This window comes from Pseudomonas sp. FP198 (assembly GCF_030687895.1).
In the GTDB taxonomy this organism is placed as follows: Bacteria; Pseudomonadota; Gammaproteobacteria; order Pseudomonadales; family Pseudomonadaceae; genus Aquipseudomonas.
This window is the reverse complement of sequence record NZ_CP117452.1, coordinates 2133284-2156681: the sequence shown is the minus strand read 5'-3', so window position 1 is coordinate 2156681 and position 23398 is coordinate 2133284. Positions and strand designations below refer to the sequence as shown.

General features: G+C 61.8%; 20 protein-coding genes and 1 pseudogene. 13 read left to right on the top strand and 8 right to left on the bottom strand.

Going from position 1 to position 23398, the window contains the following annotated elements:
* Positions 1-54: 54 nt before the first annotated feature.
* On the top strand, positions 55-645 hold the full coding sequence (locus tag PSH78_RS10035) for a hypothetical protein (protein ID WP_305500162.1): 591 nt from the start codon (positions 55-57) through the stop codon (positions 643-645).
* A gap of 146 nt (positions 646-791) precedes the next feature.
* Here the strand turns inward: PSH78_RS10035 and PSH78_RS10030 are convergent, their stop codons facing one another.
* The 4 genes from PSH78_RS10030 to PSH78_RS10015 all read right to left on the bottom strand — a co-directional run bounded on the left by PSH78_RS10030 (position 792) and on the right by PSH78_RS10015 (position 4229).
* Positions 792-1508 (bottom strand): alpha/beta hydrolase, encoded by a 717-nt coding sequence (locus tag PSH78_RS10030; RefSeq protein ID WP_305500160.1) that lies wholly within the window; start codon positions 1506-1508, stop codon positions 792-794.
* Positions 1509-1572: 64 nt separating this feature from the next.
* Positions 1573-2685 (bottom strand): succinylglutamate desuccinylase/aspartoacylase family protein, encoded by a 1113-nt coding sequence (locus PSH78_RS10025; RefSeq protein WP_305500158.1) that lies wholly within the window; start codon positions 2683-2685, stop codon positions 1573-1575.
* Positions 2686-2788: 103 nt separating this feature from the next.
* Positions 2789-3568, bottom strand: a complete 780-nt coding sequence (locus PSH78_RS10020) for an ABC transporter substrate-binding protein (RefSeq protein ID WP_305500156.1) — start codon at positions 3566-3568, stop codon at positions 2789-2791.
* Positions 3569-3794: 226 nt separating this feature from the next.
* Positions 3795-4229: a rhodanese-like domain-containing protein gene (locus tag PSH78_RS10015; RefSeq protein WP_305500154.1), complete on the bottom strand. Its 435-nt coding sequence runs from the start codon at positions 4227-4229 to the stop codon at positions 3795-3797.
* Positions 4230-4331: 102 nt separating this feature from the next.
* On the opposite strand from PSH78_RS10015, the gene ftrA reads away from it, so the two are divergent.
* Positions 4332-5291: a transcriptional regulator FtrA gene (gene ftrA, locus PSH78_RS10010; protein WP_305500153.1), complete on the top strand. Its 960-nt coding sequence runs from the start codon at positions 4332-4334 to the stop codon at positions 5289-5291.
* Between the two features lie 142 nt (positions 5292-5433).
* Here the strand turns inward: ftrA and cobF are convergent, their stop codons facing one another.
* Entirely contained in the window at positions 5434-6189 is a 756-nt protein-coding gene (gene cobF / locus PSH78_RS10005; protein ID WP_305500151.1) for a precorrin-6A synthase (deacetylating), read from the bottom strand.
* On the bottom strand, positions 6186-6764 hold the full coding sequence (locus PSH78_RS10000) for a histidine phosphatase family protein (protein ID WP_305500149.1): 579 nt from the start codon (positions 6762-6764) through the stop codon (positions 6186-6188). The genes cobF and PSH78_RS10000 overlap by 4 nt, the downstream gene beginning before the upstream one ends.
* 435 nt (positions 6765-7199) lie before the next feature.
* On the opposite strand from PSH78_RS10000, the gene PSH78_RS09995 reads away from it, so the two are divergent.
* The 4 genes and pseudogenes from PSH78_RS09995 (at position 7200) to PSH78_RS09980 (ending at position 11193) form a co-directional block, all read left to right on the top strand.
* The gene (locus tag PSH78_RS09995; protein WP_305500147.1) at positions 7200-7952 is read left to right on the top strand and encodes an N-formylglutamate amidohydrolase; all 753 of its coding nucleotides are present in this window, start codon (positions 7200-7202) and stop codon (positions 7950-7952) included.
* Between the two features lie 105 nt (positions 7953-8057).
* Positions 8058-9074, top strand: a complete 1017-nt coding sequence (locus PSH78_RS09990) for an arginine N-succinyltransferase (RefSeq protein ID WP_305500145.1) — start codon at positions 8058-8060, stop codon at positions 9072-9074.
* A 61-nt stretch (positions 9075-9135) separates the two neighbouring features.
* Complete coding sequence (gene astA, locus PSH78_RS09985) at positions 9136-10170, top strand: arginine N-succinyltransferase (protein ID WP_305500143.1); 1035 nt, start codon at positions 9136-9138, stop codon at positions 10168-10170.
* A 152-nt stretch (positions 10171-10322) separates the two neighbouring features.
* Positions 10323-11193 (top strand): annotated as a pseudogene (locus PSH78_RS09980) (oxaloacetate decarboxylase).
* A gap of 108 nt (positions 11194-11301) precedes the next feature.
* Here the strand turns inward: PSH78_RS09980 and PSH78_RS09975 are convergent.
* On the bottom strand, positions 11302-12531 hold the full coding sequence (locus PSH78_RS09975; protein ID WP_305500141.1) for an acyl-CoA dehydrogenase: 1230 nt from the start codon (positions 12529-12531) through the stop codon (positions 11302-11304).
* Between the two features lie 178 nt (positions 12532-12709).
* Here PSH78_RS09975 and PSH78_RS09970 point away from each other — a divergent pair, with 178 nt between their 5' ends.
* The 3 genes from PSH78_RS09970 (at position 12710) to PSH78_RS09960 (ending at position 15280) form a co-directional block, all read left to right on the top strand.
* Complete coding sequence (locus PSH78_RS09970; RefSeq protein WP_305500140.1) at positions 12710-13639, top strand: LysR family transcriptional regulator; 930 nt, start codon at positions 12710-12712, stop codon at positions 13637-13639.
* 182 nt (positions 13640-13821) lie between these two features.
* Positions 13822-14223 (top strand): MerR family DNA-binding transcriptional regulator, encoded by a 402-nt coding sequence (locus PSH78_RS09965; protein WP_305500139.1) that lies wholly within the window; start codon positions 13822-13824, stop codon positions 14221-14223.
* A gap of 157 nt (positions 14224-14380) precedes the next feature.
* Positions 14381-15280 (top strand): hydroxymethylglutaryl-CoA lyase, encoded by a 900-nt coding sequence (locus PSH78_RS09960; protein ID WP_305500138.1) that lies wholly within the window; start codon positions 14381-14383, stop codon positions 15278-15280.
* A 631-nt stretch (positions 15281-15911) separates the two neighbouring features.
* Here PSH78_RS09960 and PSH78_RS09955 read toward each other — a convergent pair.
* Positions 15912-17621 (bottom strand): AMP-binding protein, encoded by a 1710-nt coding sequence (locus tag PSH78_RS09955; protein ID WP_305500137.1) that lies wholly within the window; start codon positions 17619-17621, stop codon positions 15912-15914.
* A 201-nt stretch (positions 17622-17822) separates the two neighbouring features.
* Between PSH78_RS09955 and PSH78_RS09950 the strand changes: the two genes are divergently transcribed.
* From PSH78_RS09950 to PSH78_RS09935, 4 genes are read left to right on the top strand one after another with little or no spacing between them, the layout of a single operon-like run.
* Positions 17823-18986, top strand: a complete 1164-nt coding sequence (locus PSH78_RS09950) for an isovaleryl-CoA dehydrogenase (RefSeq protein ID WP_305500136.1) — start codon at positions 17823-17825, stop codon at positions 18984-18986.
* 11 nt (positions 18987-18997) lie between these two features.
* Entirely contained in the window at positions 18998-20605 is a 1608-nt protein-coding gene (locus PSH78_RS09945; RefSeq protein ID WP_305500134.1) for a carboxyl transferase domain-containing protein, read from the top strand.
* 13 nt (positions 20606-20618) lie between these two features.
* Positions 20619-21437: a gamma-carboxygeranoyl-CoA hydratase gene (locus PSH78_RS09940; RefSeq protein ID WP_305500132.1), complete on the top strand. Its 819-nt coding sequence runs from the start codon at positions 20619-20621 to the stop codon at positions 21435-21437.
* Positions 21434-23383, top strand: a complete 1950-nt coding sequence (locus PSH78_RS09935) for an acetyl/propionyl/methylcrotonyl-CoA carboxylase subunit alpha (RefSeq protein WP_305500131.1) — start codon at positions 21434-21436, stop codon at positions 23381-23383. The genes PSH78_RS09940 and PSH78_RS09935 overlap by 4 nt, the downstream gene beginning before the upstream one ends.
* The last annotated feature ends 15 nt before the right edge of the window (positions 23384-23398 follow it).

Sequence of the window (23398 nt, the reverse complement as noted above, 5' to 3'; positions counted from 1 at the left end):
CGACAAGGACACCGCGTGTTCAGGTTTCAAGCCAACCAGCCCATGGAGCGTTTTATGTCTTTGCTGAGTAAACCAGCCGCCGCCCTGCTACTGGCGACTATCACCAGCCTGGCCGCATTCCCCGCCCTTGCCGCCCAGCCCAAGAAACCCGTGGCGCAAGCGCCAGCCCAGAAGGTTTCGCTGCTGGGCGGCAAGTTCAGCTTCACCCTCCCCCCGGGCTTCACGGCGACGCCCTTGTCCGCAGGGGACGTGGCGCAGGGAACCGCCGGGGCGAGCGGTACGATGTACAGCAATGCCACCCGCAAAACGGTGGTGATCACGGCGGAGAACACCCTGGTTGACGGGGCAAATGTAAAAGATAACGACGCAGCCTTCCTGGATACGACCTTTGCCGATTTCGCCGTCCAGAAGACCAAGGCCCTGCCGGATGCCAAGATCCTCGGGGAAAAGAGCCTGACCCTGAAAGCCACCGGCCTCGGCCTGCGCCAGCTCGACACCCGGGCCATCCAGGGTGGCGGGCCCACGTTGGACACTACCCTGATAGGGGCTTCCGGCACGCGCATGGCAGTGGTGCAGATCATCTCCAGGGCGAGCGACCAGGCCGGTCACGAAGCATTGGTCAAGCAGATCGCCAGCGGGAAGTGATGAGCCTGTGCGGTGTGCCTGATGGGCGCCATTGCTGTATTCGCGAGCAGGCTCGCTCCCACAGAGAAATTTGGCATGCTCGAAAACAGAGGCTCACCGCCGTCGAACTGCAGGAGCAAGCCCGACCCCACAGGGATCCGGCTGGATCAAGGGTTGAGCCGCTCCAGCCAGGCCCGCAGGTCCTTCACCTCCTGCGCGCTGATATTGTGACCAAGCCCCGGATACGCGTGGAATTCCGGTTCCAGGGCCAGGGTCTTGAGGAACGTGTCAGCGTCGGTGCCGTCGTGGTAGGGAATGATCGGGTCCACCGTGCCGTGGCCGATGAACACCGCCAGATCCCGGCGCGATTCATCGGGCGTCAGTTCGGCGCGCAACACCGAAAGAACGCGCCCGCCCATCGCGGCAATGCCGCCGACGGCTTCGGGGTGTCTCAGGGCTACCTCGTAGCTCATCATCGCGCCCTGACTGAACCCTACCAGATAGACGTTGCTCGCATCGGTCGGGTATTTGGCCCGAGCCTTCTCGATGAATTCCAGGAGCATCTGGCCGCTGGCCTTCAGGTCTGACGTGTCACCTTCATAGGCGCCCTCGCCTTTCCTGGCAAACCATTGGTAGCGCCCCGGCTCCATCGACTTGGGTGCCCGCACCGAAAGGTAGTTGTAGTGCTTGGGCAGTTCGTCGGCGAGCGTCAGCAGGTCTTCTTCGTTGCTGCCCGAACCGTGCAGGAAAATCACCAGCGGCCGGTTCCTGGCCTGTTCATCGGCGCGGGTCAGGTAGTTGAGTGGCAAGTCGGTGTGCAGCGACGGTTGGGCCTGCGCTCCGGCAGACACCAGCAGCATAAACAGGGCGAACGCTTTGAACATCGGTCTTCCTCCAGCATTGGATAACCGCACGGTGACCACCGTGCGGTGAGGTAGACAGCAGTTATCAGTCGTTGATCAATTTCCCCGCCCGAATCGGCTCACGCCCGGCGACTTTCGCCTGCCAGATGCCCGGCTGGGTATAACGTCCGCGATCCAGGGCGAACAGGACGCCGCTGGTGCCGGCGCGGACCGTGGTCACTCGGTCGTTCAACGGATCGACCACTTCGAACAAAGCATCGCCCCGCTCCACCCACTCGCCAGCGTCGCGCAGGAAGCTGACCACGCCATGGTGCGGGGCAAACAGGTATTCGGTGCCTTCGAACGGAAAACCCTCGCAGCATTCCGCCGGCGCGGCCGGCCAGTCACCGCCGATGAGTCCCTGTTCGGCGAGAAATCCGAGGATAGCCTCGCAATTGGCCCGGGCCTGCTCCACCCGGGTGTCGCCCATGCTACCCAGTTCCAGCGTCGTCGCCAGGTTGGCCGCCGGGATGGCCGCTTGCGGAAAGATCCTCGCCAGGCGCAACCAGGGCGTGGAACAGGACTCATCGAACGAGCTGCCGCCGGAATCCTCGCACAACAACGCCACACCGGCCCTCAGCCGCGCGGCCAGCGAGCGCCACTGCGGCCATTGTTGCGGCAACGCGTACAAGTGGATCGCGGCCTCGAAATCGCAGTGCAGGTCGAGAGTAATGTCGGCGTCGCAGGCATGGCGAAGCAACAGCCGATGCATGGCTTCGAGTTGCGAAGGTGGCGCGGGTAGTTCGTCGAGCACCTCGGCCATGGTTTGCCGGATCAAGGTGACGTTGGCAGCCGGATCGTCGCCCAGGCGAGCCCCGATGCGCTGCGCCACCGGGGCACTGAGTTCGACGAAGGAACGGTTGAAATTCTTCCCGCTGCCCAGTTCGAAGCGCCCCATGTGGGCACTCTGCAGATGCTGGTCCAGGCCGATGGGATTGGCCACCGGCACCAGCTCGATCACGCCTTTGAGCAGGCCGCGGGACTCAAGGTCGCTGAGCCGCTGTTTCAGTTCCCATGCCGTGCGCATGCCCGGCAGTTCATCGGCGTGCAGGCTGGCCTGGATGTAGGCCTTGCGCGGGCCATGGCCGAAACGAAACACGCTGAGCCGGCGCTCCGTGCCCAAGTGGCTCCACGGCAGGGTATGGTCGATGCGTTGCATTGGCACTCCAGATTTCGGTTCTCGACAGGCTCAGGGTAAAACAATCGCCCATGAAAAAGGTGGCCGGCCGGGTCAGCGGCGGGCCACCTGTTTTCTTCAGCGATTAATGCCCATAGACGTCAAAAGCGAAGTATTTGTCCTGCACTTTCTTGTAGGTGCCATTGGCGCGGATTTCGCTGATGGCGGCGTTGAATTTGTCCGCCAGGGCCTTGTCACCCTTGCGCACCGCGATGCCGGCGCCGCCGCCGAAATACTTGGCGTCTTCATAGGTCGGCCCGACGAAGGCAAAGCCTTTGCCGGCGTCGGTTTTCAGGAAACCTTCGTCGAGGTTGACCGAGTCGGCCAGCATTGCGTCGAGGCGACCGGCGACCATGTCCAGGTTGGCTTCCTGCTGGGAGCTGTAGCGCACCAGGTTGATTCCCGCCGGCACCAGCACTTCGGTCGCGAAGCGGTCATGGGTACTGGCGCGCAGCACGCCGACTTTCTTGCCCTTGAGTTCGGTCAGCGGGTCCTTGACGTCGGTACCTTCCTTCATCACGAAACGCGCCGGGGTGTGGTAGTACTTGATGGTGAAGTCGACGTTTTTCTTGCGGTCGTCAGTGATGGTCATCGACGACAGGATCGCATCGATCTTCTTCACCTTCAGCGCTGGAATAAGCCCGTCGAACTCTTGCTCGACCCAGGTGCACTTGACCTTCATCTGCGCGCACAGCGCGTCGCCGATATCCACATCGAAGCCGGTCAGCTTGCCGTCAGGCGTCTTCATCGAAAAAGGCGGATAACCGGCCTCGATCCCGAGGCGGATCGGCTTGGCGTCTTCGGCCACAGCCGACAGGGAGAGTACGGACAGTGCCAGGGCACCGAACATGACAAGCTTCTTCATTTTTGCTCCTGAGTGCGCAGGTTTTTTTGATCGTTATGGGCAGATTCGGAAACAGCGTTCGGTCAGCGAAAACCGAAGTGGGCAGGAGTCTAGAGGGGCACTCGGCAGCGGAATTGCGTATAGGCGACAAATAGTTATAAAGATGCAGAGCATTTGCGAAACTACTAAAGCAATAGCCCTTGTGGCGAGGGAGCCTGTTTTCCTCACCACAAGGAGGACGCACCGTTCAACAATCGCAGCTGACCGCCTGCTCCGTCACGCGCTCCACGGAACCGGTCAGGCGAAAACCTTCGTCGAGCCAGCCCATGACGCCACCGATCATTTCCTTGACCGGGTACCCCAGGGTCGCCAGGCGCACCGCGGCCTTGTTGGCGCCGTTGCAATGCGGCCCCGCACAATAGACCACGAACAGGGTGGTCTGGGGATAGGCCGCAAGCGCCTCGGCGGTCAGCGTGCGGGTCGGCAGGTTGATCGCCCCGGGCACGTGCCCCCGTGCGTAGGCCTGCGGCCCGCGCACATCGACGAGGACAAAATCGATCTCACCGGCGTCCTGGCTGGCACGTACGTCGGAACAATCGGTTTCGAACATCAGACGTCGGCTGAAATGCTGCAGGGCAATGTCGGACGGGGCGGCAGGCACTTCGCGAACAAGGCTGGTCATCGGGTTTACTCCAGGGACGAATAAGGGCTTGGAGAGACTTTATCCACCCGCCGCCAACCGCTACAGTGGCGTACAAGACACTCTGTGGGAATTTTCCGCCAAATGCAGCCTAGCCCTGGCCTCGTCGCGATTCTCGCCTACGACGGGCTGTGCACGTTCGAATTCGGCGTTGCCGTCGAGATATTCGGGCTGGCACGGCCCGAGTTTGATTTTCCCTGGTATGAACACCGCATCGTCGCGGTCGACGACGGCCCGATGCGCGCCATGGGCGGCTTCCGGGTATTGGCCGATGGCGGCATGGAGCTGCTCGACAGCGCGCGAACCATTATCGTGCCGGGCTGGCGCAGTCGCAGCGAACCGCCCTCCGATGCCCTGCTCCAGGCCTTGCGACGAGCCCATGCCCGTGGCGCCCGCCTGTTGTCGATCTGCTCGGGGGCTTTTGTCCTGGCGGCCACCGGGCTGCTCGACGGCTTGGGCGCCACCACGCATTGGCGCTACACCGACGAACTTGCCGACAGCTACCCGACCATCGAAGTCGATCCCGATGTACTTTATGTCGACTCAGGCCAGATCATCACGTCGGCTGGCAGCGCGGCCGGCATCGATGCCTGCCTGCATCTGGTGGCGCGGGATTTCGGCGCCCAGGTTGCCAATGCCGTGGCGCGCCGGCTGGTCATGCCGACCCAACGCACCGGTGGCCAGGCGCAGTTCATTCCCTCGCCGGTCAGCCGCACGCCGCGCAGCGATTTGTCCGGCGTCATGCAATGGGCTCGGGAACGTCTCCACGAGCCACTGGGAGTGCGCGACCTGGCCAGTCACGCGGCCATGAGCGAACGGACCTTCCTGCGCCGCTTCACCCAGGCTTGCGGCCTGTCGCCCAAGGCCTGGCTGCAACATGAGCGCCTGGCACGGGCGCGGGAATTGCTGGAAAGCACGCAAGACAACACCGACAACATTGCCCAACTGTGTGGCTATCGTTCGGTGGAAAGTTTCCGGGTAGCGTTTCGCAACGTGGTGGGGCTGGCGCCGTCGGTGTACCGGGAGCGGTTTGGGCGAGGGTGACGACGCCTTCGAGGTTCCGTGGCGAGGGCGCTTGCTCCCGCTGGGTTGCGCAGCAACCCCGATACGCAAGGTGGCTGAAGTCTTGCGCCTGCTTCGCAGTCGAGCGGGAGCAAGCTCCCTCGCCACAGGTTCATTCGCAGCATCAAGGTTTACGCAACAAATACGTATCCATGATCCACCCATTGGCCTGTCGCGCCGCCTTGCGGGTGCGTTCGATGTCGTCGGCCACGTCCCCCAGCCGTCCGGCAATGAGCAATTCATCTGCCATTCCCACGTAGGCGCCCCAATAGATCTGCGTATCAGGATCGCTGACCTGGCGATACGCATCCTCGGCATCAAGCATCACCACCATGCTCCCTGCATCGCCAACCTGCCCCGCCGCCAGCCTGCGGCCCGTGGTGATCTCCAGTGAGCCGCCGATACTGTTCAACGGCACCTTGTGTCGCGCCGCGAGGGCCTGGACGCTGGTGATGCCCGGAACGACATCGAACTCGAAGACGCAGCGCCCCGAATCAACAATCGCCTGCAGGATGCGCAGGGTGCTGTCGTACAGCGAAGGGTCGCCCCACACCAGGAAACCGCCCCGCTGCCCGTCAGACAACTCCTCGTTGATCAATCTTTCGAACGTCGCCTGCTTCGCCCGGTTAAGTGCCTCGACACTGGCGGTGTAGTCCAGATCCTCGCGCTGGCGCTCGGGACTGCCGGCTTCGACGAAACGGTAGGTGCGATCAGTGATGTAGCGGCGACAGATGTCGCGACGCAGGTCCAACAGCGCGTCCTTGCCGGGCCCTTTGTCCATCAGGAAAAACACATCGACCTGATTCAGGGCCTTCACTGCTTGCATCGTCAGGTGATCGGGATCACCGGCACCGATGCCTATCACCGACAATTTCTTCATGCTTGCGGCTCCCGGCCAGGCCCCTGGGTGCGAAATCGCCACACCCCGTTGAAACGCAACTCAGTGACGGAAAGCGATTCGATGTCGATCCGGTGGAACATGCCCATCGGGCAACCCAATACGTTCAGCAGGGCAGCGCGAATCACGAACGGATGGGTGACGGCCAGCCAGTGGCCCGGAGTGTGTTGCAGCGTCGTCAGCCAGTCGCCGACCCGCCGACATACCCCGCTGACGGACTCGCCGCCGTGGGGCGCGGCGTCCGGGTCGTCACGCCAGGCTTGAAGGCATTCCGGCTCGGTCTTGAGCAGTTCATCGACGGACATCCCGCGCCAACGGCCGAAATCACAATCGGCCAACGCCTGGACCACCCGCGGATCGTCGCCCAACAGCGCCGCGGTCTGGCGGGTGCGCAGCTCTGGCCCGCAGAGCAGGCGGCGCACGTTCCGGTATTCACGGCCGATCTCGGCACGCGTCGCCAGCCAGCCGGCGTCCAGCGGTTCGTCCAAGCCGAAACGCGCCTCTTTCTGGGCGGCGGTGCGGGCATGGCAGATCAGGGTCAGGCGAGTGGCTTGCACATTGGATACTCAGGCTGTCGGACGGCTCATCACAGCAACCCTCCCGTTTTTCTTGTACAACACCTTATATGGAATCAAATAATCCGGACAAAAAGGCGGTATGTCTGACACAGACGGAAGCGATAGCTGACATACATTGGCGTTCCAACCAAACCCTTGCCCTACAAGGCCTCTACATGACTTGAGGCTTTTCAAACGGAAAGTAAAAACCTCTGGACACGCGGCACCTGCTGCCCAAATACTATTTTCGGCGCTAGAAAAGAAACCAGCACTCATCCCGGCAAGGAGCACGGATGCCTCTCTTCAGAGACCCGATCACTGATCCGTGCCTGGCTATGATGCTATCGGTACACAAGGTCATATGTGCCCTGTATGGCCGGGCGCCGCCCGACGCCTTGCCCCAGGCGCTGTCACCAGCCGAACTTTGTGAGCACTATGCGTGAATCCATTGAATGTGCCGAATCGGGCCTCTATACCAAGCCTGCTTTCCGGTTGCTGCGTGAAGACTCCGAGCATCCATTGTTGCTGGTTTGCGAACATGCCAGCCGCTACATTCCTGATGCACTGAACGACCTGGGCCTGGATGAAACCGCCGCTCAGGAACATATTGCCTGGGACATCGGTGCGCTGGCCCTGGCCGAGCGGCTGTCCGAAACCCTCGGCGCCACCTTGCTGTCGGCCAACTATTCAAGGCTGTTGATCGACCTGAACCGTCCGCTGCACGTCGCCGACAGCATTCCGGCGCAAAGCGAGATCTACCAGATTCCTGGCAACCAGGCCTTGGATGACGCTACGCGCACGTATCGCCAACGGTGCCTCTTCCATCCATTCCATGATCAATTGCGCGCCTTGATCGACCGACGCCTGGCCGACAAGCGGACCGTGCGAGTGGTCGGCATCCACAGCTTCGCCCCGGTGTTCTACGGCCAACCGCGGGCCCTTGAGGCCGGAGTATTGTTTGGCGAAGCCCGGGAATATGCCCAGCGCATCGTCGACGGGTTGGCGCGCCATTCGCTGCGGGCCGCCGGCAATCAGCCCTATAAGGTCAGCCCGTTGAGTGACATGACGGTTCCAGTCCACGGCGACGGCCGCGGCCTGGACTCGGTGCTGATCGAAGTACGCAATGACCTGTTGCGCAGTCCCGAATCGGTGCGGACCTGGAGCGCCTATCTCGCGCCGCTGCTGTAACGCGACAGTGTCAAATCTCTGCTACAAGCTTCAACGCGTGGACATCGACAGTGATCGTCAGGCCCGGCACCTCTCGGCGGGCTCTTTGAAACAGGAGTGTTATCCATGCTGGCTTTACGCCCAGTTCAGTTAACCGATTTGCCGCAGTTGCAGCAGCTGGCCCGCGACAGCCTGGTGGGCGTCACCTCGCTTCCCGACGACACCGAGCGCCTGCGGGACAGAATCCTCAGCTCATGCGCCTCGTTCGAAACCGACGTGCAAGGCCCCGGGGCGCAGAATTACTTTTTTGTCCTGCAGGACCTGGTGTCGGGCCGCCTGCTGGGCTGCTCGGAAATCGTTGCGGCCACCGGTTGCGACGAGCCGTTCTACAGCCTGCGCAACCGACCGTTTTCCAGCGAGTCCCGGGAGTTGAACATCCAGCATGGCGTACCGGCACTGTCGTTGTGCCAGGACCTGAATGGCCAGACGCTGCTGCGCGGCTTTCATATCGACGCCGCACACGTGCACACGGCGCAAGCGCAATTGTTGTCCCGCGCCCGGCTGATGTTTATCGGCGCTCATCCCCAACGCTTTGCCGACTCGGTGATCACCGAGATCGTCGGGTACAGCAGCGAGGAAGGCCATTCGCCCTTCTGGGATGCCATCGGCCAGCACTTTTTCGACCTGTCCTACACCGAAGCCGAACGATTGTGCGGCCTGCAGAGTCGGACCTTTCTCGCCGACCTGATGCCGCAATACCCGATCTATGTCCCTATGTTGCCGCCACAGGCCCAGGCTTGTATCGGCCGGATCCACCCCGACGGCCAGGAAGCCTTCGACATTCTCGAGCGCGAGGGTTTCGAAACCAATAACTACGTGGACATCTTTGACGGCGGGCCGACGATGCATGCCCGGGTCGCGAACATCCGCTCGATCATCCACAGCCGCTCGGCCATCGTGCGTCCGAGCCAGCAGGTTGACGCCACGGGGCGCTACCTGGTGAGTAATGATGGCCTGGGTAATTACCGGGCCATCATCGCCGACCTGGACCTTGACGCCGAAGGCTTCGTGCGCCTGTCCCCTGACATGCTGGCAGCGCTTGACGTTGCCGACGGTGACCGGGTCCGGGTGGTCAGCCTATGAACTGCAATCGATTGCGCATCGTGCGGCAGCGTCGCGCCAGGCCTGTTGAAGGAGGCGCTTCGTGGTAGTCCGCCCGGTTGCCCTGACCGACTTGCCCGCATTGATGGACCTCGCCCGTTGCGCCGGCCCTGGGTTCACCAGCCTGCCGGCCAACGAGGAGCGCCTGGCGCACCGGGTACGCTGGGCCCAGCGCACCTTCGCCGGACAGGTCGAACGGGCGGACGCCGACTATCTGTTCGTGCTCGAAGACGATGACCGTCAGGTACTGGGTATCAGCGCGCTCACTGGCGCCATCGGACTGCGCGAGCCTTGGTACAACTATAGGCTCGGGGTCACGGTCAGCTCGGCGCCCGAGCTGGGTATCCAGCGGCATATTCCGACGCTGTTCCTGAGTAACGAGATGACCGGGCAGTCGGAAATCTGCTCGTTGTTTCTTCATCCCCAGCACCGTCGCGGCCATAACGGACGCCTGCTGTCCCTGGCGCGCCTGCTGTTCGTCGCGGAGTTTTCCGGGCTGTTTGGCGACAAGCTGATCGCCGAGTTACGCGGCCACGCCGATGAACAAGGTTGCTCGCCGTTCTGGGACAGCCTGGGACGACACTTTTTCCAGAAGGACTTCAGCCACGCCGACCAGTTGTCCAGCATGGGCAACAAATCCTTCATCGCCGAGCTGATGCCCCGCCAACCGCTGTACACCTGCCTGCTCACCGAACAGGCCCAGGCCGTGATCGGCAAGGCTCACCCCAACACCGAGCCGGCCTTGAAGATCCTTGGCGATGAAGGTTTTGCCCATAAAGGGTACGTGGATATCTTTGACGCCGGCCCGGTGATCGAAGCACCGGTATCGAAGATCCGCAGCGTCCGCGACAGCCAGTCGCTGACGCTGACCATAGGCACCCCGGACGAACGGGCACCCGTCTGGCTGATTCATAACCGGCGCCTGGAAAACTGCCGCGTCACCAGCGCCCGGGGGCACCTGCACGGCCAGGGCCTGGTCGTCGATCGCCTGACCGCCAAACGCCTGCAAGTACAGCCGGGCGACACGGTGCGCGCGGTGCCGCTGTTCAAACAGGATCGCCAGGCGGTGGCGGCATAGCGGCGCGGCACCGGCCATATCTCACGGGATCGACTTCGGCCAGCCTGTCCCTGTAAATTCGTCATCATCCTTGGCCGTCCCGCGTGATAGCTTTCCATCCTTAGGCGTTGACACTTTTGCTCAAGCCCTTCCATTCCATTGGTGGAACTCATATGTCCAGGCTTTCCCATCAAGATTTGCGTCGAAATTTCCGCCAATTGCTGGCTTCCACCAAATTGCTACCACACCGCTTCAGTGTTCGATCCGATGTCGGCGCGCATTGCCGCCGACCTGGGTTTCGAGGTGGGCATCCTTGGAGGCTCGGTAGCGTCACTGCAAGTATTGGGCGCGCCGGATTTCGCCCTGATCACCCTCAGCGAATTTGCCGAGCAGGCCACCCGCATCGGACGTGTCGCGCAACTGCCGGTGATCGCCGATGCCGACCACGGCTACGGCAACGCACTGAACGTGATGCGTACCATCATCGAGCTCGAACGCGCCGGCGTGGCGGCGTTGACGATTGAAGACACCTTGCTGCCGGCGCAATTTGGCCGCAAATCCACCGACCTGATCAGCGTAGCCGAAGGCGTCGGCAAGATTCGCGCGGCGCTGGAGGCGCGAGTCGACTCGGAAATGGCCATCGTCGCCCGCACGAACGCGGGGATTCTGCCGGTCCAGGAGATCATCAGTCGCACCCGGCAATACGAGCGCGCCGGCGCGGACGGCATTTGCATGGTAGGCGTGCAGGATTTCGAGCATCTGGAGCAGATCAGCGAGAACCTGAACGTTCCGCTGATGCTGGTGACTTATGGCAACCCGCTGCTGCGCGACGATAAACGCCTGGCTGAACTGGGCGTGCGGATCACGATTGACGGTCACGGCGCGTATTTCGCCGCGATCAAGGCTACCTATGACAGCCTGCGGGAACAGCGTCAGATCTTCACCCAGGCATCAGACCTCAGCGCCACGGAACTGACCCACACCTACACCCAGCCCGAGGAATATATCCGTTGGGCCGAGGAGTATATGAGCGTCAAGGAGTGAACTGATTCGTTGACCTGGAGGTCGCCATCGCGAGCAAGCTCGCTCCCACAGGGGCTTGCGGTGAACGCTAATAACGCGTCCACCGATGAACCTCTGTGTGAACGAGCTTCAGCGCCCGCTACGCAACATCTCCTTCGGCACATACTTGCCGATCTCGAACTTGCCGATAGCCGCCCGGTGGACCTCATCCGGACCATCGGCCAGGCGCAGCGTGCGCTGCATGGCATACATGTAGGCCAGCGGGAAATCGTTGGAAACCCCGGCCCCGCCGTGAATCTGGATCGCCCGATCAATGACTTTCAAGGCCACGTTTGGCGCGACGACCTTGATCTGGGCGATTTCGCTCTTGGCGACTTTATTGCCGACCGTGTCCATCATGTATGCCGCCTTCAAGGTCAGCAGGCGCGCCATGTCGATTTCCATCCGCGAGTCGGCGATCTTGTCGATGTTGCCACCCAGGCGCGCCAACGGCTGGCCAAACGCGGTGCGACTGATGGCGCGCTGGCACATCAATTCCAATGCACGCTCGGCCATGCCGATGGAGCGCATGCAGTGGTGAATCCGGCCCGGGCCGAGGCGACCCTGGGCAATTTCAAAGCCGCGTCCTTCGCCCAGCAAGACGTTTTCGTACGGCACCCGCACGTTATCGAACAGCACTTCGGCGTGGCCGTGAGGTGCATCGTCATAGCCAAACACCGGTAGCGGGCGGACGATCTTTACTCCGGGGGTGTCCACCGGCACCAGAATCATCGAGTGCTGGGCGTGGCGAGGTGCGTCGGGATTGCTCAGGCCCATGAAGATCAGGATCTTGCAGCGTGGATCGCAGGCGCCTGAGGTCCACCATTTCTTGCCGTTGATGACCCACTGATTGCCGTCACGCTCGGCACGGGCAGCCATGTTGGTGGCGTCCGACGAAGCAACGTCCGGTTCGGTCATGGCAAAGGCCGAACGAATCTCGCCCCGCAGCAGCGGTTCGAGCCAGCGCTGCTTTTGTTCCTCGTTGGCGTAACGCACCAGCACTTCCATGTTGCCGGTGTCCGGCGCCGAACAGTTGAACGGCTCCGGGCCCAGCAGCGAACGCCCCATGATCTCCGCCAGCGGTGCATATTCCAGGTTGGTCAGGCCGGCCCCCAACTCGGACTCGGGCAGGAACAGATTCCACAACCCTTCGGCTTTGGCCTTAGCCTTGAGCTCCTCCATGATCGCGGTCGGCTGCCAACGGTCGCCTTCAGCCACTTGCCGTTCGAACACGGCCTCGGCCGGGTAGACATAGGCATCCATGAACGCCGTGACGCGCTCACGCAGTTCCTGAACCTTGGGGGAGTAGGCAAAATCCATGGGCAGCACCTTCTTGGCAGAGGTTGTTTTTAGGTCATGAAATCGATGCTAGTTCAGCTACGAAAATTTACCTAACCTATTCTCGGCGTGTATTAACATTCATCACCGATATATGGTTCACTGATTCGCATCGCCTTCCGGCACCTCACAACAAGCCCAAGAACAAGAGTGCAGCGCCATGAATCTGAGCAAGGTCGACCTCAACCTTTTCATTGTCTTTGATGCGATCTACACCGAAGCCAACCTGACCCGGGCCGGGCAGATCGTCGGCATCACTCAACCGGCGGTGTCCAATGCCCTGGCGCGTTTGCGCGAGACGTTCAACGACCCGCTGTTCGTGCGTACTGCCCAAGGCATGGTGCCCACGCCGATGGCGCAGAATATTATCGGGCCGGTGCGCAACGCCCTGTCGCTGCTACGGGTGTCGGTGCAGGAAAGCCGGATCTTTAACCCGCTGCAAGCCGCCAAGACCTATCGCATCAGCATGACCGACCTCACCGAGGGCGTGATCCTGCCGCCGCTGTTCCAGCGCCTGCGCCGCCTGGCGCCGACCGTGGCCATCGAGAGTTTCCTGTCCAAGCGCCGGGAAACCACCAAGGAGCTGGCCGCCGGGCGCCTGGATTTCGCGGTTGACGCCCCACTCAATACCGATCCGCAGGTGCGCCACGTCAAGTTGATGGAAGATCGCTACGTGTGTGCCATGCGCAAGGGCCACCCGTTGGCGGGCAAGGAAAAACTCAGCCTGGATGATTACCTGGCCCAGACCCACGTGCATATCTCCAGCCGCCGCAACGGCCTCGGTTATGTCGACCTGGCATTGGGCAAGATGGGCATCCAGCGCAAGATCGCCCTGCGCTCGCAGCATTACCTGATGGCTTCCCAGGTGCTCCAGCAGACCGACATGGTCATGACCGTTCCCGAACGTTTCGCCCGTCGCCACGATCTGCATGCTTTCCTGCTGCCGGTCAACGACGTGCCGCCGGTGGAAACCCATCTCTACTGGCACGAAAGCACCGACCAGGACCCGGCCAACCGCTGGATGCGCGAGCAGATGATCGAGCTGTGCCAGCAGGTGACGGCGCATGAGAAGAAGCTCGATAAGGTTTAGCCTGTCCAATGTGGGAGCGAGCCTGCTCGCGATAGCGTCGGATCAGTCACTATTCCTATTGGCTGGACTACCGCTTTCGCGAGCAGGCTCGCTCCCACAGGTTTCGTCGACAGCTCATTGCTTGACGTGAACGTCAACCTGCCATTAGCTTAGCGCCAACCCCTTTCGTTTCGAGCGCTTCCATGAGCAGCCAGACCTACAGCATCTCCGACCTCGCCCGCGAACTGGATATCACCACCCGTGCCATCCGCTTCTATGAAGAACAGGGGCTGTTGCGCCCGGAGCGCCGTGGTCAGGAACGTATCTACTCGCCGCGGGACAAGGTCAGCCTGAAACTGATCCTGCGGGGCAAGCGCATCGGTTTCTCTCTTGCCGAGTGCCGTGAGTTGATCGAACTCTACGATCCCAGCAGCGGCAATCAGAAACAGCTGCACAGCATGCTGGCGAAAATCGCCGAACGACGCGAACAGCTCGAACAGCAATTGCTGGACATCGAACAGATGAAGCTGGAACTCGACACCGCCGAAGAGCGCTGTATCCAGGCGCTGGAGCAGACGATCAAGGGCGAGGAAGTCGTCCAGTAACGCAACACGTCCCCTGTGGGAGCGAGCCTGCTCGCGATGGCGGTGTGTCAGTCATATCAATTTTGCCAGTTGTTCCGTCATCGCGAGCAAGCTCGCTCCCACAGGGGTACCCATCATCGTTCTCGATGTTCTGGCAACTCACTACAGGTCAATCCCCATGTCCCTCCCCTCCTTTGTACGTTTGATCGAAGTCGGCCCCCGCGACGGCCTGCAGAATGAGTCCCAACCCATCAGCGTGGCGGACAAGGTACGCCTGGTGGACGCCTTGAGCGATGCGGGCCTGGGTTACATCGAAGTCGGCAGTTTTGTCTCGCCCAAGTGGGTGCCGCAGATGGCCGGTTCGGCCGAGGTATTTGCGCAGATCCAGCGCAAGCCCGGCGTGACCTATGGCGCCCTGGCACCGAACCTGCGGGGTTTCGAGGACGCACTGGCGGCGGGGGTCAAGGAGGTCGCTGTATTCGCCGCGGCGTCTGAAGCGTTTTCCCAGCGCAACATCAATTGCTCGATCAAGGAAAGCCTGGAACGCTTCGCACCGATCATGGAGGCAGCGAAGCACAGCGGCGTCAGCGTGCGCGGCTACGTGTCCTGCGTGCTGGGCTGCCCCTATGAGGGCGAGGTCAAGCCCGAGCAGGTCGCGTGGGTCGCCCGGGAGCTGTATGCCATGGGCTGCTACGAGGTGTCCCTCGGCGACACCATCGGCACCGGCACCGCCGGTGCAACGCGCAGGATGTTCGAGATGGTAAGCTCGGACGTGCCCCGGGACAAACTGGCGGGACATTTCCATGACACCTATGGCCAGGCCATGGCCAACGTCTACGCCAGCTTGCTGGAAGGTATCGCCGTGTTCGACAGCTCCATCGCCGGCCTGGGCGGCTGCCCTTATGCCAAGGGCGCCAGCGGTAACGTCGCCACGGAAGACGTGCTGTATCTGCTCAACGGCCTCGGCATCGAGACCGGCGTGAACCTGGACGCGCTCATCGCCGCGGGCCGGCAGATCTGCGACGTGCTGGGTCGCCCGACTGGTTCGCGCGTGGCCAAGGCGCGCCTGGCGCGGTGAGGTGTTACCGCACCGCTTGTAACGGGGGCGAAACGAGTAACACGGAAACAATTTGTCTGGAATCGTCGTACCGGGTTTTCAGCAAAAAAACCTAATCTATTGATTTAAAAGGATTTTAAAAAGTTGGCACGGCACCTGCTATATCTCCAGTACAACAAAAATAAAAAAAAGCGACAAACCCAATAAAAACAAGACGAAACGACTCTGACATAACAAAAACAACACGGCAGAGACGCAGCTAACAGATTTTTTTGGAGAAGATGTGCTTTTCAGGGTGCTTCCAGGAGCAACCCGCAACCGGGCAGAGAACAATAAAACTACCTCCAGGTAGCTCCCGAATCGGTTGGATCGCAAGGCGAAAAAGCAGATCAGCGCTCAAAAAAATACGTTTGCTCTTGATCCCGGATGGGGATCGCCAAAAACAGCGGTAAAGGGTCACGGCTGCCAAAAACAACAACAGGCCGCCCCTCAATAATAAAAAAAGAGCACGCGACGACAAAATTAAAGGGGAGCTTCGGCTCCCCTTTGTGCTGTCTGGGGTTTGGCTTTCTTCCATGGGCTCAGAAGGCGATGTGTCACACCATGGCAGCTTGAATGACACACCGCTTTCGCGAGCAGGCTCGCTCCCACGCTAGGATTGTGGTTGGCCCTGGTGATTACGCAGCTCTTCGATGCTGATTTCGCGCATGCGGAATTTCTGGATCTTGCCGGTAACCGTCATCGGGAACTGCTCGACAAATTTGAAATGACGCGGTGTCTTGAAGTGAGCGATGCGTTCCTTGCACCACGCTTGCAACTGCTCCTCGGTAACGCTGTGGCCGGGATGAAACTTGATCCAGGCCACGATCTCTTCACCGTAGCGTGGGCACGGAATGCCGATCACCTGCACATCCGCCACGGCGGGATGGGTAAAGAAAAATTCTTCCAGCTCACGGGGATAAACGTTCTCGCCGCCACGGATGATCATGTCCTTGTTCCGTCCGACGATGCAGACGTAGCCCTGCTCATCCATGCTCGCCAGGTCGCCGGTGTGCATCCAGCCTTGCGCATCGATCGCCTCGGCAGTGCCCTTGGGGTTGTTCCAGTAGCCGAGCATCACGCTGTAACCGCGCGTGCACAATTCGCCGATGGTGCCGCGAGGGACAACCTCGCCGTTCCCGTCGATGATCTTGCTCTCCAGTTGCGGCTGGGTACGCCCAACGGTGGTGACGCGTAATTCCAGTTCATCCGTGGGACCGGTCTGCAACGACACCGGACTGGTTTCCGTCATGCCGTAGGCAATCTGCACTTGGGCCATGTGCATCTCATTGATGACCCGCCGCATCACCTCGATCGGACAGGTGGCTCCGGCCATGATCCCGGTGCGCAGGCTGGACAAGTCGAAATCCCCGCGCTGCGGCTGGTCCAGCATGGCGATGAACATGGTGGGGACGCCGTACAGCGCGGTGGCTCTTTCTTCGGCCACGGTACGCAGTGTCAGCAACGGATCAAAGGCATCGTTGGGGTAGATCATGGTACTGCCGTGGGTCATGCAACCCAGGTTACCCATGACCATGCCGAAGCAGTGGTACAACGGCACCGGGATCACCAGCCGATCGCTGGCGGTCAGGCCGAGGCTTTCACCGACCATGTAACCGTTGTTGAGAATGTTCTGGTGACTGAGGGTCGCACCCTTGGGAAATCCGGTGGTGCCGGAGGTGTACTGGATATTCACCGGCTGATCGAAATGCAGGCTGTCCTGGCGCTCGGCCAATTGCCCAGGCGAGATCGCTGCACCGAGGTCGGCCAGCTGCGACCAGGGCAGGAAGCCTGAAGGCGGCTGGGAATCGAGGCTGATCACGCCGCGCAGATCCGGCAAGCGTTCGCTTCGCAGTTGGCCGATCGATTGCTCTGCCAGTTCCGGCGCCAATGCCTGCAACATGGCGTGGTAATCCGAAGTCTTGAAAGCCCCGGCACACACCAGCCAGCGGCATCCGGATTGCTTGAGCACGTATTCCAGTTCCGAGGCCCGATAGGCCGGGTTGATGTTGACGAGGATCACGCCGATCTTTGCGCTGGCAAACTGGGTAATGCACCACTGCGCGCAATTGGGTGCCCATATGCCCAGCCGATCGCCGGTCTCCAGGCCCAGCGCGAGCATGGCCCGGGCGTGCAGGTCGACCGCCGCGGCCAATTCTCGCCAGCTGTAGCGCAATGATTGGTGGCGAACCACCAGCGCTTCGCCGTCAGGACAGTCGGCCACCGTCTGGTCAAACGCCTCGCCGATGGTTTGGGCCAGCAAGGCCTTGGCCTGGGAACCGCGGGTATAGCTGGGTTGTGAATGCGAACCGGGTTGATCCATGACGCCCCCTGTTGTCTTTATTAGTGGGTGTATCGGTGGAATCTCACGACTTCGAAAGCTGTTCAAGCGGCCTTACTCTGGCCCAAGTTGACGTTAACGTAAAGAGCGATTGACAGCCATGGGTCACGCGCTTACGTTAACGTAAAGGTGAGCGCGCTCCCGCCGCTCCCCGCACCCGACAAAAAATCCAAAAGGTGTCCCATGAGCTACCCATCCCTGAATTTTGCCCTCGGCGAAACTATCGATATGTTGCGCGACCAGGTGCAATCCTTCGTCAAGGCAGAGTTGGCGCCTCGGGCGGCGCAGATCGACATCGACAATCTGTTCCCCGCCGATATGTGGCGCAAGTTCGGCGACATGGGCCTGCTGGGCATCACCGTCCCGGAAGAATATGGCGGCGCTGGCCTGGGCTATCTGGCCCATGTGGTGGCGATGGAAGAAATCAGCCGCGGCTCGGCCTCGGTCGCCCTCTCCTACGGCGCCCACTCCAACCTGTGCGTCAACCAGATCAATCGCAACGGCAACCATGAGCAGAAAACCAAGTACCTGCCCAAGCTGATCAGCGGCGAACACATCGGCGCCCTGGCCATGAGCGAACCGAACGCCGGCTCCGATGTGGTCTCGATGAAATTGCGCGCCGACAAACGCGGCGACCGCTACGTTCTCAATGGCAGCAAGACCTGGATCACCAACGGGCCTGATGCCAACACCTATGTGATCTACGCCAAGACCGACCTGGAAAAAGGCGCCCACGGCATTACCGCGTTCATCGTCGAACGCGACTGGAAAGGCTTCAGCCGCAGCAACAAGTTCGACAAGCTCGGCATGCGCGGCTCCAACACCTGCGAGCTGTTTTTCGACGACGTCGAGGTGCCGGAAGAAAACATCCTCGGCGCACTCAACGGCGGCGTGAAAGTCCTCATGAGCGGCCTCGACTACGAGCGCGTGGTCTTGTCCGGCGGCCCCACCGGGATCATGCAGGCCTGCATGGACCTGATCGTGCCCTATATCCATGATCGCAAGCAGTTCGGCCAGAGCATCGGCGAATTCCAGCTGATCCAGGGCAAGGTTGCGGATATGTACACCCAGCTCAACGCCAGCCGCGCCTACCTGTATGCGGTGGCCCAGGCTTGCGAGCGCGGCGAAACCACGCGCAAGGACGCTGCCGGGGTGATCCTCTACAGCGCCGAACGCGCCACGCAAATGGCCCTCGATGCCATCCAGATCCTGGGCGGCAATGGCTATATCAATGAATTCCCGGCCGGGCGTCTGCTGCGTGACGCCAAGCTGTATGAAATCGGCGCCGGCACCAGTGAGATCCGACGGATGCTGATCGGTCGCGAACTGTTCAACGAAACCCGCTAACGGAGCTGACCATGGCCACGCTGCACACTCAGCTCAACCCACGCTCGCCGGAATTCAGCGCCAACCGCGATGCGATGCTCGGCCAGGTCGAGGCCCTGCGTACTTTGCTCGCCCACGTCCAGCAAGGCGGCGGAGCCAAGGCCCAGGAACGGCATACCTCACGGGGCAAATTGCTGCCCAGGGAGCGCATCAATCGCTTGCTCGACCCGGGTTCGCCGTTCCTGGAGATCAGTCCGCTGGCGGCTTACGAGGTGTACGGCGAAGACGTTCCCGCTGCCGGCGTGATCGCCGGGATCGGTCGCGTGGAAGGCGTCGAATGCATGATTGTCGCCAACGACGCGACCGTCAAAGGCGGTTCCTATTACCCGCTGACGGTGAAAAAACACCTGCGTGCCCAGACCATCGCCCAACAGAACCGCCTGCCCTGCATCTACCTGGTGGATTCCGGCGGTGCCAACCTGCCGCGCCAGGACGAAGTGTTCCCCGACCGTGAGCACTTTGGCCGGATCTTCTTCAACCAGGCCAACATGAGTGCCCAGGGCATTCCGCAGATTGCCGTAGTCATGGGTTCCTGCACCGCTGGCGGCGCGTACGTGCCAGCGATGGCGGACGAGGCGATCATGGTCCGCCAGCAGGCAACGATTTTCCTCGCCGGCCCGCCGTTGGTAAAAGCGGCGACTGGAGAGGTGGTCAGTGCCGAGGACCTGGGCGGTGCCGACGTGCACTGCAAGATTTCCGGTGTCGCCGACCATTACGCCGACAGCGATGAACACGCCCTGGCGCTGGCCCGTCGCAGCGTGGCCAACCTCAACTGGCGCAAGCTCGGTGATGTGCAGCAACGTGCGCCCATCGCCCCGCTGTATTCGAGTGAGGAGCTGTACGGCGTGGTTTCGGCCGACGCGAAGCAGCCATTCGACGTGCGAGAAGTGATCGCACGTCTGGTGGACGGCTCGGTGTTCGACGAGTTCAAAGCCCTGTTCGGAACGACCCTGGTCTGCGGTTTCGCCTACTTGCACGGTTACCCGGTGGCCATCCTGGCCAACAACGGCATCCTGTTCGCCGAGGCCGCACAAAAAGGCGCGCACTTCATCGAACTGGCCTGCCAGCGCGGCATACCGCTGCTGTTCCTGCAGAACATCACCGGGTTCATGGTCGGTCAGAAATACGAAGCCGGCGGCATCGCCAAGCACGGCGCAAAACTGGTGACCGCGGTGGCCTGCGCCCGGGTGCCGAAATTCACCGTGATCATCGGCGGCAGTTTCGGCGCCGGTAACTACGGCATGTGCGGCCGCGCCTATGACCCGCGCTTTTTGTGGATGTGGCCGAATGCGCGGATCGGCGTGATGGGCGCCGAACAGGCGGCCGGCGTGCTGGTGCAGGTCAAGCGCGAACAGGCCGAACGCAGCGGCCAGCCGTTCAGCGCAGTTCAGGAGGCCGAGATCAAGCAACCGATCCTCGACGAGTACGAAGAACAAGGGCATCCCTACTATTCCAGCGCGCGGCTGTGGGATGACGGTGTCATTGACCCGGCACAGACGCGCGATGTGCTGGGCCTGGCCTTGTCCGCGTCGCTGAACGCGCCCATCGAACCGAGCCGCTTCGGCGTGTTCAGGATGTAACCGGGGAACGCCCATGACTCAATACAACACGCTCCAATTGCAAATGGACCCGCGCGGCTTCGCCACCTTGTGGCTCGATCGCGAGTCAAAAAACAACGCGTTCAACGCCGAGATGATCCGCGAGCTGATCCTCGCCCTGGACCAGGTCGGCAGCGATCCGACCCTGCGCTTCCTGCTGATCCGTGGTCGTGGCAAACATTTCAGCGCCGGCGCCGACCTGGCCTGGATGCAGCAATCCGCCGAACTCGATTACCACACCAACCTCGACGACGCCCGGGAACTGGCGGAGCTGATGTACAACCTGGCCAAGCTGAAGATCCCGACACTCGCCGTTGTCCAGGGCGCGGCGTTCGGCGGCGCGCTGGGTTTGATCAGCGCCTGTGACATGGCCATCGGTGCCGATGATGCGCAGTTCTGCCTGTCCGAAGTACGCATCGGCCTGGCGCCGGCCGTGATCAGCCCATTCGTGGTGCAGGCCATCGGCGAACGGGCGGCACGGCGTTACGCCCTGACCGCTGAACGTTTCGGTGGGCAACGGGCCAAGGAAATCGGTTTGCTGTCGGACAGTTACCCGGCCGAGAGCCTGGATGATCAGCTCGGCAAGTGGATCGACAACCTGCTGCTCAACAGCCCGGCGGCCATGCGCGCCAGCAAGGAACTGCTGCGCGAAGTCGGCAACGGTGCGCTGACCCCGGCGTTGCGACGCTACACCGAAAATGCCATCGCGCGGATACGGGTCAGCCCTGAAGGCCAGGAAGGCCTGCGGGCGTTCCTGCAAAAACGGCCACCGAGCTGGCAAACCGAGTCAGACAACAAGGAGCCGCGTCGATGAGCGCCCCTGCCCTCACTACCCTGTTGGTCGCCAACCGCGGCGAAATCGCCTGCCGCGTCATGCGCACAGCCAAGGCCATGGGCCTGACCACCGTTGCGGTGCACAGCGCCACCGACCGTGATGCGCGTCATAGCAGGGAAGCCGATGTGCGTGTCGATCTGGGCGGCAGCAAGGCCGCCGACAGCTATTTGCAAATCGACAAACTGATCGCTGCGGCGCAAGCCAGTGGCGCCCAGGCTATCCACCCAGGCTACGGTTTTCTTTCCGAGAATGCCGGGTTCGCCAGGGCCATCGAAAATGCCGGGTTGATCTTTCTCGGCCCACCCGCCTCGGCCATCGAAGCCATGGGCAGCAAGTCCGCCGCCAAGGCCTTGATGGAAACCGCCGGCGTGCCGCTGGTACCAGGCTATCACGGTGAAGCCCAGGATCTGGAGACGTTCCGCGCCGCCGCCGAGCGCATCGGTTATCCGGTGCTGCTCAAGGCCACGGCAGGCGGCGGCGGCAAGGGCATGAAGGTCGTCGAGGAGGTCAGCCAACTGGCCGAGGCATTGGCCTCCGCGCAGCGTGAGGCGCAGTCGTCGTTCGGCGATGCGCGAATGCTGGTGGAAAAATACCTGCTCAAGCCACGCCACGTGGAAATCCAGGTGTTCGCCGACCGGCACGGCAACTGCCTGTATCTCAACGAACGCGACTGCTCGATCCAGCGTCGCCATCAGAAGGTCGTCGAGGAGGCACCGGCGCCGGGCCTGAGCCAGGAACTGCGCCGGGCGATGGGCGAAGCCGCCGTACGGGCGGCCAAGGCGATCGGCTATGTCGGCGCGGGTACGGTGGAGTTTCTGCTGGATTCGCGAGGCGAATTCTTTTTCATGGAAATGAATACCCGGCTGCAGGTCGAGCATCCGGTGACCGAAGCGATTACCGGGCTCGACCTGGTGGCCTGGCAAATCCGCGTCGCCCAGGGCGAGCCGTTGCCGATCAACCAGGAGCAGGTGCCGCTGCTGGGTCACGCCATCGAAGTACGTCTGTACGCCGAAGATCCGGCCAATGATTTTCTTCCCGCCACGGGGAGCCTGTCGCTGTATCGCGAGTCGGCCGAAGGCCCAGGTCGCCGGGTAGACAGTGGTGTTGATGAAGATGATGAGATCTCGCCCTTCTACGACCCGATGCTCGGCAAGCTGATTGCCTGGGGAGAAAACCGTGAACAGGCACGTTTGCGGTTGTTGGCCATGCTCGACGAGTTCGCCATTGGCGGGCTGAAAACCAACATCGGTTTTCTCCGCCGTATCATCGCTCACCCCGCCTTCGCGGCGGCGGAACTGGACACCGGTTTCATCCCGCGCTACCAGGCGCAATTGTTGCCGGAGCCCGGCGAACTGGATGACGATTTCTGGCGCGCTGCGGCCCAGGGTTTCGCCTTGAGCCTGACGCCACGTGTCCGCGCCGATGACAGCAACTCGCCATGGGCCGCTACCGCCGGGCTGCGCCTGGGGCTGCCAGCGGAAATCACCCTGCACCTGAGTTGCGATGGCCAGGATCGCGCCGTGACCCTGGATGTTGCTGGTCGCGGCGCCGAGCTCAGGGGCGAGCACTTGATCATCGAGCACAACGGTGTGCGCCGCGAACATCGAGCCATTCGCCACGGCGACAGTCTCTATTTGCAATGGAAGGGCGATCTGTATCGAGTCGACTCCTACGACCCGCTGGCGGCGGCCGAGGCCAGCCATAGCCAGCAGGGCGGCCTGGTCGCCCCCATGAATGGCAGCATCGTTCGGGTGCTGGTGAGCGCTGGCCAGGCGGTGGAAGCCGGCGCGCAACTGGTAGTGCTGGAGGCGATGAAAATGGAGCACAGCATCCGCGCGCCCAAGGCTGGCGTGATCAAGGCGGTGTATTGCCAGGAGGGCGAGATGGTCAGCGAGGGCAGCGCGCTGGTGGAACTGGAAGAATAGACATTCGGCCCGGTT